Here is a 15,479-nt window from a genome sequence, read left to right on the forward strand (position 1 = left end):
GTTCGTGATGGTGCGGCGTGAAAATGTGAGCCACGCGACAAAACGGATCTTTTCGATCCTTTCCGGTTTATCTGAATCTCAATCGATAAAACTGTGATCCCTGCACGGTTGTAAATATAGTTCACCGTCTACGCTTTTGAACATTATTAAATCTAAAAATCATTTGTTCAATAGCGGAGCGATGATGACACCACTTCTCGAGGCACGTGACATCTGCAAACAGTTCTCTGGCGTGCCTGTGTTAAAAGGCATTGATTTCACGCTGCTTGCTGGGCAGGTGCATGCGCTGATGGGCGGTAACGGCGCGGGAAAATCGACGTTGATGAAAATCATCGCCGGGGTTGAAACGCCGGATCGCGGTGAGCTTTCGGTTGCGGGCGAGTCTTTTGCACGGCTTACCCCGTCGCAGGCGCACCGGTTAGGCATTTATCTGGTGCCACAGGAGCCGCTGCTTTTCCCCAACCTGACGGTGCGGGAAAACATCCTGTTTCGTCTGCCGCGCGAACGAGATCGGGAAAAGCGGCTGGCGGAGAAACTCCAGCAGCTGCAATGTCAGCTTAATCTTGATGCCGCTGCCAGCACTCTGGAAGTCGCGGATCAGCAGATGGTGGAGATCCTGCGCGGGCTGATGCGCAACGCCAGAATTCTGATCCTCGACGAACCCACGGCATCGCTCACGCCGGGCGAGACCGAACGCCTGTTTCGCCAGATCCGCGCGCTGCAGGATCTCGGCGTTGGCATTGTTTTTATCTCGCACAAGCTGCCGGAAATTCGCATGATTTCGAGCCACGTCTCGGTGATGCGCGACGGCGCGGTGGTGCTGAGCGGCGAAACCGCGCAGTTTGACGATAACGCCCTGATCGCCGCGATGACGCCGGTCAGCCGGGAAAAGTCGCTAAGCGATACGCAAAAGCTGTGGCTGGCGCTGCCGGGCAACCGCCGAACCCAGGCGCAGGATTTCCCGGTGCTGCGGGTGGAGGATCTCACCGGGGAAGGGTTTATCGATCTCAGCCTTGAGATTTATGCCGGGGAGATTGTCGGTCTGGCCGGGCTGGTGGGGTCCGGGCGTACCGAGTTTGCCGAAACGCTTTACGGCCTGCGTCCGGTACGCGGCGGGCGGGTGTGGCTGGAGAACCAGGAGATCACCGCCGTTCCGGTCAGTTCCCGTCTGGAAAAAGGGCTGGTTTATCTGCCGGAAGACAGGCAGGTGTCCGGCCTGTTTCTCGACGCGCCTGTCCGCTGGAACACCGTGACGCTGAACGAGCCGTCGCTCTGGCAGCAGCGAAAGCGGGAGTCTGCGGTGGTGGAGCGTTACCACCGGGCGCTGGGGATCAAGTTCAACCATGCGGATCAAACCGTGCGCACGCTCTCCGGTGGTAATCAGCAGAAGGTGCTGCTGGCGCGCTGTCTTGAGGCCAACCCGCTGCTGCTGATCGTCGATGAACCGACGCGCGGCGTGGACGTATCGGCGCGCGCCGATATCTACCAGCTGCTGAAAAGCGTGGCGGCGCAGAACGTGGCAGTGCTGATGATCTCAAGCGATCTCGATGAATTTCCCGGCCTCGCGGATCGGGTGCTGGTAATGCATCAGGGCGTGCTCAGCGGCGAACTGCCGCGCCAGGCCGTCAGCCTCGATCGGATGATGGCGCTGGCGTTTGGAGGGCAATCATGAAGATCTTACTGAAAAACCGCGAGCTGAGCGCGTTTCTCGCCATTCTGGCCCTGTTCGCCGTGCTGGTGGCGCTGAACCCGTCCTACCTGAGCTTACAGACGCTGGGGATGATCTTCGCCAGCTCGCAGATCCTGATCCTGCTGGCCATCGGCGCGGCGCTGGTGATGCTGACCCGTAATATCGACGTCTCCGTCGGCTCCACCGTCGGGCTGTCCGCCATTGCCGTCGGCGTGGCGCTCAACAGCGGCTACAGTCTGCCCGTTTCCATTCTCTTCGCGCTGTCGATTGGCGCGCTGGCGGGGGCGTTCAACGGTTTTCTGGTGGTGGGGCTGCGCATTCCAGCGATTGTCGCCACCCTCGGCACGCTGGGGCTGTATCGTGGGGCGATGCTCCTGTGGACCGGCGGGAAGTGGATAGAAGGGCTGCCGCCGGGGCTAAAATCACTCTCTGAGCCTGCCGCCGTCGGCATTTCGCCGCTCGGCATTGTGGTGTTGATAATCGTGGTCACAGGCGCGTGGACACTGTCGCGCACCGCCTTTGGCCGTGATTTCTACGCCGTGGGGGATAACCTCGCCGCCGCGCGTCAGCTGGGCTTGGCGGTGAACCGCACCCGCATGATCGCCTTTACCCTCAACGGCATGCTCGCGGCCTGCGCCGGGATCGTCTTTGCCGCGCAGATTGGCTTTGTGCCCAACCAGACCGGCAGCGGGCTGGAGATGAAGGCCATTGCCGCCTGCGTGCTCGGCGGCATCTCGCTGCTGGGCGGCACCGGCACGCTGATCGGCGCCTTCCTCGGCGCGTTCTTCCTCACCCAAATCGACACCGTGCTGGTGCTGTTCAGGCTGCCGGCCTGGTGGAATGACTTTATCGCCGGGCTGGTGCTGCTGGGCGTGCTGGTGCTCGACGGGCGGCTGCGTCAGGCGCTCTCACGGCATCAGCGGGCGCTGAAATACAGCCGTTTCCAGCCGGGTAACAGAGGGGGAAAGCACGTCACCCCGTTTCCCAAACGCAACAAAGAGGTGGCGTAAATGAGGCTTAACTGGGAAAGCGCGCTGCTGATTTTACTGGTGCTGGAGATCCTGCTCTTCGGCGCCATCAACCCGCGCATGCTCGACATCAATATGCTGCTGTTCAGCACCAGCGACTTTATCTGCATTGGTATCGTGGCGCTACCGCTCACGCTGGTGATTATCAGCGGCGGGATCGACATCTCCCTCGGCTCAACCATCGGCCTGTGCGCTATCGCGCTGGGGGTGATGATGCAGGCAGGGTGGCCGATGGCGGTCGCCATCCCGCTGACGCTGCTGCTCGGCCTGCTGTGCGGACTGGTGAATGCGGCGCTGATTCACTACACCGGCATCAGCCCTTTAGTGATCACCCTCGGCACGCTCTACCTCTACGGCGGCGGGGCGCTGCTGCTCTCCGGCATAGCGGGTGCGACGGGCTACGAGGGGATCGGCGGCTTTCCGGACAGCTTCACGGCGTTCGCTAACCTCACGGTGTTGGGCCTGCCGATCCCGCTGGTGCTGTTCGCGGTGATTACCGCTTTCTTCTGGCTGATTACCCATCGCGGGCGCTTTGGTCGGCATCTGTTTTTAATTGGCCAGAATCCGCGCGCGGCGCGCTATGCGGCGCTGTCGGTGAACGGTATGCCGTATGCGCTGTACGGCCTGGTGGGCGTGGCCTCGGCGATTGCCGCGCTGGTGATGGTCTCCTATTTCGGCTCCGCGCGTTCGGATCTGGGGCGCGATTTACTGATGCCTGCGCTCACCGCCGCCGTGCTCGGCGGAGCGAATATCTACGGCGGCTCAGGTTCGGTTGTCGGTACGGCGCTGGCGGCGCTGCTGGTGGGGTACCTGCAACAGGGTTTACAGATGGTTGGTATCCCCAACCAGGTGTCGAGCGCGCTGTCAGGGGCGCTGCTGGTTGTGGTGGTGATGGGGCGTTCGCTGAGTCTGCACCGTGAATGGGTGCGTTCTCTCTTCAGAAAACTATCCGGAGCGTAAGATGAAAACAAAACTGCTCGTCCTGGCAATGGCCCTCAGCTTCGCTTCGGCGCAGGCGGCGGACCGCATTGCCTTTATCCCAAAACTGGTGGGTGTGGGATTCTTCACCAGCGGCGGCAACGGCGCGAAAGAGGCGGGGAAAGATCTTGGCGTGGACGTGACTTACGACGGCCCGACCGAGCCGAGCGTCTCCGGCCAGGTGCAGTTGATCAATAACTTCGTCAACCAGGGCTATAACGCCATCATCGTCTCTGCCGTGTCGCCGGACGGTCTCTGCCCGGCGCTGAAGCGCGCGATGCAGCGCGGCGTGAAGGTCCTGACCTGGGATTCCGACACCAAACCGGAGTGCCGCAGCATTTACATCAACCAGGGCACGCCGGAACAGCTGGGCGGCCTGCTGGTGGAGATGGCAGGCAAGCAGGTCACCAAACCGAACGCGAAAGTGGCGTTCTTCTACTCCAGCCCCACCGTCACCGACCAGAACCAGTGGGTGAAAGAGGCGAAGGCCAAAATCGAGAAAGACCATCCCCAGTGGCAGGTCGTCACCACGCAGTTTGGCTATAACGACGCCACTAAATCCCTGCAAACCGCCGAGGGGATCTTAAAAGCCTATCCGGATCTGGATGCGATCATCGCCCCGGACGCCAACGCCCTGCCGGCGGCGGCACAGGCGGCGGAAAACCTGAAGCGGGAAGGGGTGGCGATTGTCGGCTTCAGCACGCCAAACGTGATGCGTCCGTACGTTGAGCGCGGCACAGTGAAAGCCTTCGGCCTGTGGGACGTGGTGCAGCAGGGCAAAATTGCGGTCAATGTCGCCGATCGTTTGCTGAAAAAGGGCGATCTTAACCCTGGCGACAGCGTGGAGGTTAAAGATATCGGGACGCTGAAGGTCGAGCCGAACAGCGTGCAGGGCTACCAGTATGAGGCGAAGGGCAACGGCATCGTGCTGCTGCCGGAGCGGGTGGTGTTCACCAAAGAGAACATCAGCAAATACGATTTCTGACGGGGGAGCAAATGGCTGATTTAGACGACATCAAAGACGGCAAGGATTTTGGCATCGGTACGCCGCAGCAGAATGTGCCGTACACCCTGAAGGGCTGCGGTTCGCTCGACTGGGGCATGCAGTCCCGGCTTTCGCGCATCTTCAATCCGCAGAGCAACCGCACGGTGATGCTGGCCTTTGACCACGGTTACTTTCAGGGACCGACCACCGGCCTTGAGCGTATCGATCTCTCCATCGCGCCGCTGTTTGGCGAAACCGACGTGCTGATGTGTACCCGCGGCATCCTCAGGAGCCAGGTACCTGCCGCGACGAACAAACCGGTGGTGCTGCGCGCCTCCGGCGGTAACTCGATTCTGGGCGAGCTGTCTAACGAGTGCGTGGCGGTTGCGATGGAAGACGCGCTGCGCCTGAACGTCTGCGCGGTGGCGGCGCAGGTCTATATCGGAAGCCCGTTTGAACATCAGTCAATCAACAACATCATCAAGCTGGTGGATGCGGGGGCACGTTACGGCATGCCGACGCTGGCGGTGACGGGCGTGGGTAAAGAGATGGCGCGCGACGCGCGCTATTTCTCGCTCGCCAGCCGCATCGTTGCCGAAATGGGGGCCCAGTTCGTCAAAACCTACTACGTGGACGAGGGCTTTGAAAAAGTGACCGCCAGCTGCCCGGTGCCGATTGTTATCGCGGGCGGCAAAAAGCTGCCGGAGCATGAGGCGCTTGAGATGTGCTGGCGGGCGATTGACCAGGGCGCGTCCGGCGTGGATATGGGGCGCAACATCTTCCAGTCCAGCGCGCCGCTCGCCATGCTGAAGGCGGTGAAGAAAGTGGTTCACGAGAACATGAGTGCCCGGGAGGCGTTCCAGTTCTGGCAGGAAGAGAAACAGGGAGAAGCAAAATGAACGTGACGCTGGTGGAAATCAACATCAAACCCGAGCGGGTGGATGAGTTTCTGGAGGTATTTCGCGCCAACCACGAGGGAGCGATCCAGGAGCCGGGCAACCTGCGCTTTGACGTCTTGCAGGACCCGAGGGTGAAAACCCGGTTCTTTATCTATGAGGCCTATAAAGACGAAGAGGCGGTGTTGGCGCATAAGCAAACGCCACACTATCTGGCGTGCGTGGACAAGCTTGAAGAGTTGATGTCAGAGCCGCGCAAAAAACGCTGCTTTGTGGGGTTGTTGCCGGAGTAGCGTTTTGCCCGGTGGCGCTGCGCTTACCGGGCCTACGGGGGCGAGAGGGGGCGGTGTTTGCCCGGTGGCGCTACGCTTACCGGGCCTACGGGAGGATGGTGCGGTGTTTGCCCGGTGGCGCTAACGCTTACCGGGCCGACATCTGCAGTATGTTGTAGGCCGGGTAAGCGTAGCGCCACCCGGCGTTTTTTACGCCTCTTCCACGCTCACCCGCAGCGCCGCCAGCGCCTTACGCGCCGCTTTCAGCACCTGCTCACACTGCTCAATGGTGAGCGTCAACGGTGGCTCAATGCGGATGGTTTTCGAGTTGTTGAGCGTTCCCGCCACCAGTACCCGCTGGCGGAACATCTCGCTTGCGAAGCTATAACCGGTTTCGTTATCAACGAACTCAATCGCCATCAGCATCCCTTTCCCGCGCGCATCCTGTACCAAATCCGGGTATTCCCGGCCCAGTTGACGGAAGCCGTCCAGCAGCATGTCGCCTTTCTGCTCCGCCTGCGCAGGCAGGTTTTGCTCCAGCAGCACGTTGATGGTGGCCAGCGCTGCCGCACAGGCCAGCGGGTTACCGCCAAAGGTGGTGGTATGTAAGAACGGGTTGTCGAATAGCACCGAGAAGACCTCCTCAGTGGCGACCGTTGCGCCAATCGGCATCACGCCGCCGCCGAGCGCTTTCGCCAGGCATAAAATGTCTGGCTGAACGTTCTCATGCTCGCAGGCGAACATCCTGCCGGTACGCCCCATCCCGGTCTGCACTTCGTCGAAGATCAGCAGCGCGCCAAACTCATCGCACAGCTGACGCACGGCGGGCAGATAGCCCTGCGGCGGGAGGATCACCCCGCCTTCGCCCTGAATCGGCTCCAGGATCACCGCCGCCACGTCGTCGCCGGTTTTACGGCATTCACTCAGCATGGTGCGCATGGCGTTGATGTCGCCGAACGGTACGTGGCGGAAGCCCGGCAGCAGCGGCATAAACGGTTTGCGGAAGGTGGATTTGGCGGTCGCCGACAGTGCGCCCAGAGATTTCCCGTGGAACGCGCCGCTGGTGGCGATAAAGGTGAATTTCCCGCGCGGCGACTGGTACGCTTTGGCGAGTTTAATCGCCGCTTCGACCGATTCGGTGCCGCTGTTGCTGAAGAAGCTGTATTTCAGCTTACCGGGCGTTAAGGCTGCCAGCGTTTTCGCGAGCATGGCGCGAAGCGGATCGAGCAGTTCCTGGCTATGGAGAGGTTGTTTCGCAAGTTGATTCTGTACGGCGGAAACCACAACTGGATTACGGTGCCCCACGTTGAAAATACCAAAACCACCCAGGCAATCGATAAACTCCTGTCCCTGGGTGTCGACAAGCGTATTCAGACTCCCCGCTTGCCACTCTACGGCTCCGTAATCCCCGCCGGCGGTAACAGATTTGCGATACTCCAGAAAACCAGGATTCACATGCTCTTTAAAGTAATCAATGACCTCACGGTTAAGTTGTTTCATCTCCTCATGATCAAGCGTTCGCTTTTCAATGAGATTCAGTGCGTGCGCGGTACAGGCAAGAGCCGAGGCGCTGGAAGGTAACCTGTTCAAAATATGCTCCCGGGGATCGCGTATCACATGATACTGAGTTAAGTATTGCAGGGATTACGCCACCTCAGATGCCTTAACAAAAATCGGGATAAACGCCAGGTGAAATCAAAGTTGCACAATATTTAATCATGCCATCGCGCGCCGCACGGGATAAGGGATAACGAGCCGGGGATGGGGTTTCGTCAATTGCACTGCTCCAGGGCAGGAAATGCGCCTTAAGTGTGCGCCGGGGGATCATGCTTTGTAGGTAGTTTCGTGTCGAAAGTATTTTAAATCAATTAATTAGAAAAGCGTACGAAAAGTGCGGTTTAACCGAGATTTGCGATCTCAATCATATTTAACAACTAAAGATAAATTTTTTATCGCCGAAAAAACATAAGCCACAAAATTAACATTCAAATAACCTGCAAGGGATGCTCACTATGTCCTCTCCTGACTATGTCACCCAGAATGAATATCCGCTGGACGATGACACCACGCTTATGTCGACCACCGACCTCCACAGCTACATGACCCACACTAACGACACCTTTGTGCAAGTGAGTGGCTTTACGCTTCAGGAGTTGCTCGGGCAGCCGCACAACATTGTGCGCCACCCCGATATGCCGAAAGCGGCTTTTGCCGACATGTGGTACACGCTGAAAAAGGGCGAGCCCTGGAGCGGGATTGTCAAAAACCGACGTAAAAATGGCGATCACTATTGGGTACGCGCCAATGCGGTACCAATGGTGCGTAACGGCCAGATGACGGGCTATATGTCCATTCGTACCCGCGCCACCGAGGACGAGATCGCCGCGGTGGAGCCGCTTTATAAGGCGCTCAATGAAGGACGTAGCAAAAAACGCATTCATAAAGGGCTGGTGGTGCGCAAAGGCTGGCTCGGCAAATTACCGGCGATGCCGCTGCGCTGGCGCGTGCGTAGCGTAATGGCGGTACTTTTTGCGGTGATGGCCGCAACGCTGGTTGCCAGTGCCGCAGGCTGGGCTTCGCTGGTGGCGGCAGCCGTGGTGATGCTGCTTGGCACCCTGGTGTTTGAGCAACAGATTGTCCGCCCGGTGGAAAACGTCGCAAGGCAGGCGCTCAGGGTCGCTACCGGCGAGCGTAACAGCGTGCAGCATCTTAACCGCAGCGATGAACTGGGGCTGATGCTGCGGGCCGTCGGACAACTGGGGCTGATGTGCCGCTGGCTTATCAACGACGTCTCCAGCCAGGTGGTGAGCGTGCGCGACGGCAGCGACAGGCTGGCGCAGGGTAATGAAGATCTCAACGACCGCACGCGCCAGACCGTGGCTAACGTGCAGCAGACCGTGGCAACAATGAACCAGATGGCGGCGTCGGTGCAGAGTAACTCTGAGACCGCAGCCGAAGTCGACAAGCTGTCGATGGCTGCCAGCAGCGCGGCCACGCAGGGCGGCACCGTGATGCAGACCGTGGTGAAAACCATGGATGACATTGCCGACAGTACCCAGCGCATTGGCTCTATTACCTCGCTTATCAATGACATCGCCTTCCAGACCAATATTCTGGCGCTGAACGCCGCGGTTGAGGCGGCACGCGCGGGCGAACAGGGGAAAGGCTTTGCGGTGGTGGCGGGCGAAGTGCGTCATCTTGCCAGCCGCAGCGCGAACGCGGCTAACGATATTCGCAAGCTGATCGACGCCAGCGCCAGCAAAGTGCAGTCGGGCGCCGATCAGGTCCACGCCGCGGGACGTACCATGGATGATATTGTCGAGCAGGTGAAAAACGTCACGCAGCTTATCGCGCAGATCAGCCACTCCACCTCCGAGCAGGCGACAGGCCTGACAGAGCTGACCCGTGCCGTGGCAGAACTGGACAGCATTACGCAGAAAAATGCTGACCTGGTCGAAGAGAGCGCGCAGATTTCCGCGATGGTTAAGCACCGGGCCGGACGTCTTGAAGATGCGGTTACCGTGCTGCATTAAGAAATGCATGCTTCGATAAAGCCGTTTATTCCTCTGGGGTAAACGGCTTTTTTGTTTTTCAGAATAAGTTATGTTGTTAATGAAATATTAAGTAACTAAAAAAAGCACCCGATTTTTAATTGCTACGCCCCGGATTTATTGAAAGTGAGAAATAAAAAAACGATCAAAGTCATAAAGTTAGCGAGTTTCCTACCGATAACAGCGATCGTCTGAGAAATAATCACATCGATGGGGTAAATATGTTCATACATGACGTAAAGATCGGCACGAAATTATTTCTGGCGTTTGGATTATTTATTGTCCTGATGGTCGTCAGCGCAAGCTTGTCTCTGATGAGCCTGAATCGGGCAAACAATGGAATGCAAACCATTCTTACCAGCGACTATCCAACTACGGTAAAAGCGAACCAGTTAATCGACAACTTCCAGGAATTTATCAGCACGCAGCAGCTCATGCTGCTGGACGAACAGGGAACGTACACGACGCAATCAGAACAGCGTCTGAAGGCGATAAGCGAGCGCATCACCGCAATCCTGAGCGAGCTGGACAACGCTCTCAAGGATAAAAAATCCCAACAGGTGCTGGCGGACATCCACGGCGTACGCCAGCAATATCTTGACTCGCGCTACCGCATTTTGCAGGCCGTGCAGAATAACGACCGTGCGGGCGCGATAAACGAGATGATGACCAACACCCTGGACCTGCAACAGTCTTATAAAGCGAAAGTGCAGGCGCTGATTGCGATCCAGGATCATGAAATGCAGAGTGCGGGCGAGCAGGTGGAAGGCGATTTCCGCACTAATCGTCTGCTGCTGATCCTGATTACGCTTTTCAGCGTCGCGGCAGCCAGCCTGACTGGCTGGTTCATTGTGCGATCCATTACCCGCCCGCTGAACGACGCGGTGAATTTTGCGGAGGCCATCGCCGATGGCGATCTCACCGGCAGCATTACCTCGCACGGTAAAGATGAAACCGGACTGCTCCTCACCGCACTGATGGAGATGAAAACGCGCCTGCTGGAGATTGTGCAGCAGGTGCAAACCGGATCGGAAAACATCTCCAGCGCCGCCGCACAGATTGTCGCGGGCAACCAGGATCTGGCTGCCCGCACGGAGGAGCAGGCCAGTTCCGTTGAACAGACGGCCGCGTCGATGGAGCAGATTACCGCCACGGTGAAGAACACCGCCTCCCACACCGGAGAAGCGACGAACCTGTCTGCCGATGCGGCTGCCGTGGTCAAAAACAACGGCGAGATGATGAAGCAGGTCACCAGCAAGATGCGCCTGATTAACGAAACATCGAACAGGATGTCCGACATCATCGACCTGATCGACGCCATTGCCTTCCAGACCAACATTCTGGCGCTGAACGCGGCGGTCGAAGCGGCGCGCGCAGGTGAGCATGGTCGCGGCTTTGCGGTGGTGGCGGGCGAGGTACGCCAGCTCGCGCAGAAAAGTGCAACATCTGCGAGTGAGATCCGCCAGCTGATTGAAAGCTCCACAAGCCAGACGCAGGACGGCATGAACCTTGTGGAGAAAGCCAGCGGGCTTATCAACGGCATGGTCGGCAACGTGGAAGAGATGGACGTCATCCTGCGTGAAATTCGCCAGGCCAGCCATGAACAGACGGAAGGTATCTCGCAGATCAACAGCGCGATTGGCCTGATAGACGCCACCACCCAGCAGAACTCCGCGCTGGTGGAGGAGTCCGTTGCGGCGGCGGCATCCCTTAACGAACAGGCGATGCACCTGAAAGAGCTGGTCCGCGTGTTCCGCGTGAGCGACGGCGTGCTGGCTTAATCCAGCTGGGAGATCTCCAGTGCCGCGCGGTCAATCACGCCGATAATCTGTTTTAACTGCGCGTCGCTGAGTTCTCCCTGATTAACTTTCAGATCCAGAACCGCTTTGAAGTTATCCAGCGCCCGCTTCATCTGTGGGTTTTTGCGCAGCTGGAACCCGACGGAGCGCGCCTTGATACGCGTCTGGATCTGCTCCAGCTGTTCCCGATTGTCATTCAGCCATTGCTGCCCGGCGGCGTTAATCGCAATCCGCTTACGGCCGTTCTCTTCTTCGGTAATGGTGATCAGCGCCTGATCCTGCAAGTAATCCAGCGTCGGGTAGATCACGCCAGGGCTTGGCGTGTAATGTCCCTGCGTCAGGTTCTCGATCTCTTTGATCAGCTCATAACCATGGCTCGCGTTGCGGGTCAGGATATCCAGGATCACCAGCCGCAAATCACCATGGCCAAAAAATCGTGGCCGGCGTCCGCCGCCGTCGTGTTCGTGTCGCATGTTTCTTCCTCAATTTGATATATCTAAACTATATCTAAGATATATTCAGATGCAATCTAAAAGATCTTGATTTCTGAGTTAATAGCAATCATTATCATTAAAAATTCATTCCGATATATCGTATTCACCTGAGAAGGGCATCAACATGGCATCTACCCGTTACCCTCAACGTGTCCGCAATGACCTGCGTTTTCGTGAGCTGAACGTGATGCGCACTGAGCGAGTCAGCGCAGGATTTCAGCGCATTGTACTAGGCGGCGAGGCGCTGGAGGGCTTTAGCTCTCGCGGCTTTGACGACCATACCAAAGTCTTTTTCCCGGCACCGGGCACCCCTTTCGTGCCGCCTGTGGTGACCGATGAAGGCATCGACTGGGGCGATGGGGTGCGTCCGCAGGCGCGTGACTACACCCCGCTGTACGATGACGAAAAACACGAGCTGGCGCTCGATTTTTTCGTGCATGATGGCGGCATTGCCAGCAACTGGGCGGTAGAGGCGAAGGTGGGCGACAAGCTGACCATCGGCGGTCCGCGTGGTTCGCTGGTGGTGCCGGAAGATTACGCCTGGCAGTTGTACGTGTGCGACGAGTCGGGTATGCCCGCGCTGCGCCGCCGTTTAGAAAGCATCGCAAAACTGCCTGTTCCCCCGGCGATCCACGCCATCGTCACCGTGGGCGATGCGGCGTACCAGGACTATCTGGCGCACCTGAGCGGGTTCAACATCACCTGGGTTATCGGCCACAACGAGCAGGCGGTAGCCGACCATCTTGCAGCGCTGGCCGTGCCGGAAGAGGATTACTTTATCTGGCTGACCGGAGAGGGGAAGGTGGTGAAACGCCTGAGCCGTCAGTTTGAAACCGACGCAATTGACCCACAGCTGGTACGTGCCAGTGCGTACTGGCACGCCAAATAATCAGGCTGCGGGATCCAGCTGCGCTTCGTTCACCTGATGTTCGAGCGAGGCGCATACCTCTCTCAGCGCTTTCTCCTGCTGGGCAAAGTAGGCTTCCATATTGCTGAGCGACGAGACGAGCAGCCAGGACTCTTCCTTCTCCAGCTCTGCCAGCTCGTTCACCAGGGTGTCGATTTGCTCACGCACCTGCGCCATTTTTTTGCGAATACGTTCCAGGTCGTTCAGCCTGTCGCTCGCCATCATCGGTTCAAACCCTTGTTGCAGACGGGCGACCAGCGAGCGAATGGCCTTCACGTCGCCGCGCTGTTTGGCCTGGTTGAGTTGCACCATCATCCTGTTGGCTTCCTCTTTTAAATCATCGGCAACCAGATCCGGGTGGCATAGCTTGCTCGCCTGACGCCAGAGCCGCTTCAGCTCGTTCCGATCCTCTTCAGAGAGAGCCTTGCCTTTACCCAGGCGCACTTCGGCATCATGATGCTGTTCGCGATACTTTTTGTACTCTTCGTTGGCCTCATCGCGCGCCTGACGTGCTGGCTCTTCTTCACGCGTTAAACCGGTCTCCAGCTCCATCGCTTCGGCCAGTAGGTTGGCAATCAGATTACTTTGCTGCTGAAGATGCTTGCGCGCCTCTGCCGCCTGAACGGAATCCGCAGGCAGATCTCGCCAGCGCCGGGTGAGCGTTGTCAGAACCTCTACGGCCTGCGCCATATAGCCCTGGCAGCGGCGGTAATCCTCTTCCCGACGACGCGTCTCCGCCTGCTGACGACGCAGGTTAAGCTCCGCCAGCGTTTTACGCAGGGCGAGGATCTGCTGCATCAACGGCCCGAGGCGGGAGAAATAGAGATCGTTGAACTCATCAAGCTGCTGTACCCGGGCGTTACGGCGATCAATCAGATCGCGCAAGCGCTCTTCCAGAGCCTTCAGCTCCAGCTTGCTGGCCGCCAGTTGCGGGTCACGCCACGGGGTAACGGCGCGCTGGCTTTGCAGCCAGGCGGTGATAGCGCGAAGGGCTGCGGTGTAATTTTTCTGCTCAAGCGCCGCGACGATGGACAGGAGATTATCGTCAAAGGCTTCCTCTTTGAGACGTTTCAACTGGCTCCGGATGATGTCGTCATCTTCCAGCTCAATGGCATTTTTAATGATTTCTAGCCGTTTGATCGGTGTGCTCATGATGCCTTTCGCTCTGGCGCTTAAGTATTTGAGTTAAGGTTAGTTGTTGTAAAAGCTACAGGAAATAATACACACGGATGATGATCGGCGCGATGGGGGATTTCTTTAGTTTTTAGGGTTTGTGAGGGGAAGCGACAGGCCGGGCTACGTGTGGTGGGCTCCGTATGTGCTTGCTGTATGGCCCGGTATCTTCCGCAAAGGCTTCAACGGCATCTGAAACGTCATCCAGTAAATCCTCTGGGATAACGACCGGTGCCCCAGGATCTGCTGGGTGCGCCGTGCCCACGGCTATCAAAATGTGGTTCAGAATGGTGAATGCGAATTTCGGATCCGAAGTTGACACGCTATTAACGAGGGAGAGTACAGCTTGCGGCGTGGCGACATCTGCATTGCTTTCGATAAGCTCAATCACTGCCTCAAAAAGGGTTGCGGCATCAGTGAGGTCTTCAGTAATACCGTCGAGCGTCGAAATGACCCCAGCGAGGCTGGGCGGGTAAGTGATCGTTTCGGGTAAAAGTGCGCTGAGTTCAGAAACGAGCTGATTTATACGCTTTACTGCTGAGCGGTACAGCGTAGCAGAATCGGGCGGGGTAAGCCCACCAGCTTTGCGTACGCATTGCGCATTGAAAGCGTCGATCTGGTACTGTTGTTCAAGCATGAAGGCCTCTGAGAATGAAGATAAGCGGATCGCCGGATGCAACCACAGAACCGCAGGAGACCGGATCGCCCATGCACACAACTCCCATGAGGTTGAGGTGTACCAGGGGTGAGTAGATATAGCGACGCCATCAGGGGAGCTGTTTTTGTCGCTGTGCTTGTCAAATGGCATGCCATTCACCTGCGCAGGTATACCGTTAACTGTAAAGAACGTCTCCCCTGCGACGGCAGGGGGGGGCGGGAAGCCTTCATGGCCTGAACAGATCGCGCCTTGAATTATGATGATGGACATAGTGATGAGATTTGGTGGTTGAGTCAGAAAAGAGGCTAACAAGACTCCACTGGTCAAAGAGCTGGGTGCCAGAAACGAAAAAAGCCACCAATAGGTGGCTTTCAACGCCTGCATATACAGGTAATTCGATACGCTGGAAGGGTTAGCGGCCCTTCGAAGTAAAACGTAGCTAGCGTTTCACTTTGCGTTATCCCTAGCAATCCAAGTTCACAAGGACAGTCTACCTTTTTGTCACTTCCTATCAAGTATTTTATTCACTTTTTGTAAACTTTAAGTCCTCCATGATAATAGTACATGCTTCAAAAAAGCAGTTGATATAGTGGCATTTTTTGGCACAATGTCACCCGTGAACCGAGTGCTGGATGTGTAGTGTTGGCAATGGGCATTCTCGCCCCTTAGATGCTTTCGAAAGAGAGCCACTAAATTGGCGAGATAGCTCTTGCCTTAGGCCTTTCAGCGGGTTAGCCCCCGCCGGGTATGAAAGCCTTACAACCACGCCGACCCTAGCAATCCAAGTTCACAAATTTTGATTGCACCCATTGTGAACGCCCGGATTAACTAAGGGAAAAAGGGTGCGGCTCCGCAAGGAGGCATAATGAACGTAAATCTTCGTGATCTACTTCTGTCTGTTGTCATCATTGTTGCGCTGGTGTTCGGGGGAGTTCAATTTAAGGCTGATAGTCTTAAGTTCAAAACCTTCGAGGCTCAAGGTGTTGAGTTTAACCTGCAAGGCGTGATGCCGCACACCAAGCAGTAAAAATACCGACAGGGCCGCTTG

14 protein-coding genes are annotated in these 15,479 nt (G+C 57.4%); 10 read left to right on the plus strand and 4 right to left on the minus strand.

What is annotated here, in order from left to right; genetic code table 11:
- The first annotated feature begins 184 nt into the window (after positions 1 to 184).
- From lsrA to lsrG, 6 genes are read left to right on the plus strand one after another with little or no spacing between them, the layout of a single operon-like run.
- Entirely contained in the window at positions 185 to 1,672 is a 1,488-nt protein-coding gene (gene lsrA, locus ACOT0L_RS16900; protein WP_126503834.1) for an autoinducer 2 ABC transporter ATP-binding protein LsrA, read from the plus strand.
- Positions 1,669 to 2,700: an autoinducer 2 ABC transporter permease LsrC gene (gene lsrC, locus ACOT0L_RS16905; protein WP_126503832.1), complete on the plus strand. Its 1,032-nt coding sequence runs from the start codon at positions 1,669 to 1,671 to the stop codon at positions 2,698 to 2,700. The genes lsrA and lsrC overlap by 4 nt, the downstream gene beginning before the upstream one ends.
- The gene (lsrD, locus tag ACOT0L_RS16910; protein ID WP_032626350.1) at positions 2,701 to 3,678 is read left to right on the plus strand and encodes an autoinducer 2 ABC transporter permease LsrD; all 978 of its coding nucleotides are present in this window, start codon (positions 2,701 to 2,703) and stop codon (positions 3,676 to 3,678) included. It abuts the gene before it with no gap.
- 1 nt (position 3,679) lies between these two features.
- The gene (gene lsrB, locus ACOT0L_RS16915) at positions 3,680 to 4,681 is read left to right on the plus strand and encodes an autoinducer 2 ABC transporter substrate-binding protein LsrB (RefSeq protein ID WP_063146539.1); all 1,002 of its coding nucleotides are present in this window, start codon (positions 3,680 to 3,682) and stop codon (positions 4,679 to 4,681) included.
- An 11-nt stretch (positions 4,682 to 4,692) separates the two neighbouring features.
- A complete protein-coding gene (gene lsrF / locus ACOT0L_RS16920; RefSeq protein ID WP_126503830.1) occupies positions 4,693 to 5,580 on the plus strand; it encodes a 3-hydroxy-5-phosphonooxypentane-2,4-dione thiolase in 888 nt (295 codons plus the stop codon).
- Entirely contained in the window at positions 5,577 to 5,870 is a 294-nt protein-coding gene (gene lsrG / locus ACOT0L_RS16925) for a (4S)-4-hydroxy-5-phosphonooxypentane-2,3-dione isomerase (RefSeq protein WP_022649458.1), read from the plus strand. Before lsrF ends, lsrG begins: the two co-directional genes overlap by 4 nt.
- 189 nt (positions 5,871 to 6,059) lie before the next feature.
- Here lsrG and ygjG read toward each other — a convergent pair whose 3' ends face one another.
- A complete protein-coding gene (gene ygjG / locus ACOT0L_RS16930) occupies positions 6,060 to 7,439 on the minus strand; it encodes a putrescine aminotransferase (protein ID WP_022649457.1) in 1,380 nt (459 codons plus the stop codon).
- A 422-nt stretch (positions 7,440 to 7,861) separates the two neighbouring features.
- On the opposite strand from ygjG, the gene ACOT0L_RS16935 reads away from it, so the two are divergent.
- Positions 7,862 to 9,382: a methyl-accepting chemotaxis protein gene (locus ACOT0L_RS16935; RefSeq protein WP_063152828.1), complete on the plus strand. Its 1,521-nt coding sequence runs from the start codon at positions 7,862 to 7,864 to the stop codon at positions 9,380 to 9,382.
- 239 nt (positions 9,383 to 9,621) lie between these two features.
- Positions 9,622 to 11,181 carry a methyl-accepting chemotaxis protein gene (locus ACOT0L_RS16940; protein ID WP_032626345.1) on the plus strand — a complete coding sequence of 520 codons (1,560 nt, stop codon included), beginning with the start codon at positions 9,622 to 9,624 and terminating at the stop codon, positions 11,179 to 11,181.
- Here the strand turns inward: ACOT0L_RS16940 and ACOT0L_RS16945 are convergent.
- Positions 11,178 to 11,672 carry a PadR family transcriptional regulator gene (locus tag ACOT0L_RS16945; RefSeq protein WP_063849804.1) on the minus strand — a complete coding sequence of 165 codons (495 nt, stop codon included), beginning with the start codon at positions 11,670 to 11,672 and terminating at the stop codon, positions 11,178 to 11,180. The two genes, ACOT0L_RS16940 and ACOT0L_RS16945, sit on opposite strands and share 4 nt — an antisense overlap.
- A 145-nt stretch (positions 11,673 to 11,817) precedes the next feature.
- On the opposite strand from ACOT0L_RS16945, the gene ACOT0L_RS16950 reads away from it, so the two are divergent.
- Positions 11,818 to 12,582 carry a siderophore-interacting protein gene (locus ACOT0L_RS16950; RefSeq protein WP_032626343.1) on the plus strand — a complete coding sequence of 255 codons (765 nt, stop codon included), beginning with the start codon at positions 11,818 to 11,820 and terminating at the stop codon, positions 12,580 to 12,582.
- On the opposite strand, the gene ACOT0L_RS16955 is transcribed toward ACOT0L_RS16950, so the two are convergent.
- Together ACOT0L_RS16955 and ACOT0L_RS16960 are read right to left on the minus strand one after the other, a co-directional pair.
- Positions 12,583 to 13,752 carry a DNA repair protein gene (locus ACOT0L_RS16955; protein ID WP_126503828.1) on the minus strand — a complete coding sequence of 390 codons (1,170 nt, stop codon included), beginning with the start codon at positions 13,750 to 13,752 and terminating at the stop codon, positions 12,583 to 12,585.
- A 112-nt stretch (positions 13,753 to 13,864) separates the two neighbouring features.
- Positions 13,865 to 14,815 carry a hypothetical protein gene (locus tag ACOT0L_RS16960; protein ID WP_185817717.1) on the minus strand — a complete coding sequence of 317 codons (951 nt, stop codon included), beginning with the start codon at positions 14,813 to 14,815 and terminating at the stop codon, positions 13,865 to 13,867.
- Positions 14,816 to 15,296: 481 nt separating this feature from the next.
- Between ACOT0L_RS16960 and ACOT0L_RS16965 the strand changes: the two genes are divergently transcribed.
- Complete coding sequence (locus ACOT0L_RS16965; RefSeq protein ID WP_023298674.1) at positions 15,297 to 15,458, plus strand: hypothetical protein; 162 nt, start codon at positions 15,297 to 15,299, stop codon at positions 15,456 to 15,458.
- The last annotated feature ends 21 nt before the right edge of the window (positions 15,459 to 15,479 follow it).

The organism is Enterobacter cloacae complex sp. XAL002, from assembly GCF_049236805.1.
Classification (GTDB): domain Bacteria; phylum Pseudomonadota; class Gammaproteobacteria; order Enterobacterales; family Enterobacteriaceae; genus Enterobacter; species Enterobacter intestinihominis.

What these genes read in the sequence shown, in the direction of transcription:
- lsrF (WP_126503830.1), top strand. Translation starts at nt 4,693, where the DNA reads ATGGCTGATTTAGACGACATCAAAGACGGCAAGGATTTTGGCATCGGT.
- lsrG (WP_022649458.1), top strand. Translation starts at nt 5,577, where the DNA reads ATGAACGTGACGCTGGTGGAAATCAACATCAAACCCGAGCGGGTGGAT.
- ACOT0L_RS16940 (WP_032626345.1), top strand. Translation starts at nt 9,622, where the DNA reads ATGTTCATACATGACGTAAAGATCGGCACGAAATTATTTCTGGCGTTT.
- lsrB (WP_063146539.1), top strand. Translation starts at nt 3,680, where the DNA reads ATGAAAACAAAACTGCTCGTCCTGGCAATGGCCCTCAGCTTCGCTTCG.
- ACOT0L_RS16955 (WP_126503828.1), bottom strand. Translation starts at nt 13,752, where the DNA reads ATGAGCACACCGATCAAACGGCTAGAAATCATTAAAAATGCCATTGAG.
- ACOT0L_RS16965 (WP_023298674.1), top strand. Translation starts at nt 15,297, where the DNA reads ATGAACGTAAATCTTCGTGATCTACTTCTGTCTGTTGTCATCATTGTT.
- lsrC (WP_126503832.1), top strand. Translation starts at nt 1,669, where the DNA reads ATGAAGATCTTACTGAAAAACCGCGAGCTGAGCGCGTTTCTCGCCATT.
- ACOT0L_RS16960 (WP_185817717.1), bottom strand. Translation starts at nt 14,815, where the DNA reads ATGCAGGCGTTGAAAGCCACCTATTGGTGGCTTTTTTCGTTTCTGGCA.
- lsrD (WP_032626350.1), top strand. Translation starts at nt 2,701, where the DNA reads ATGAGGCTTAACTGGGAAAGCGCGCTGCTGATTTTACTGGTGCTGGAG.
- ACOT0L_RS16945 (WP_063849804.1), bottom strand. Translation starts at nt 11,672, where the DNA reads ATGCGACACGAACACGACGGCGGCGGACGCCGGCCACGATTTTTTGGC.
- ACOT0L_RS16935 (WP_063152828.1), top strand. Translation starts at nt 7,862, where the DNA reads ATGTCCTCTCCTGACTATGTCACCCAGAATGAATATCCGCTGGACGAT.
- lsrA (WP_126503834.1), top strand. Translation starts at nt 185, where the DNA reads ATGACACCACTTCTCGAGGCACGTGACATCTGCAAACAGTTCTCTGGC.
- ACOT0L_RS16950 (WP_032626343.1), top strand. Translation starts at nt 11,818, where the DNA reads ATGGCATCTACCCGTTACCCTCAACGTGTCCGCAATGACCTGCGTTTT.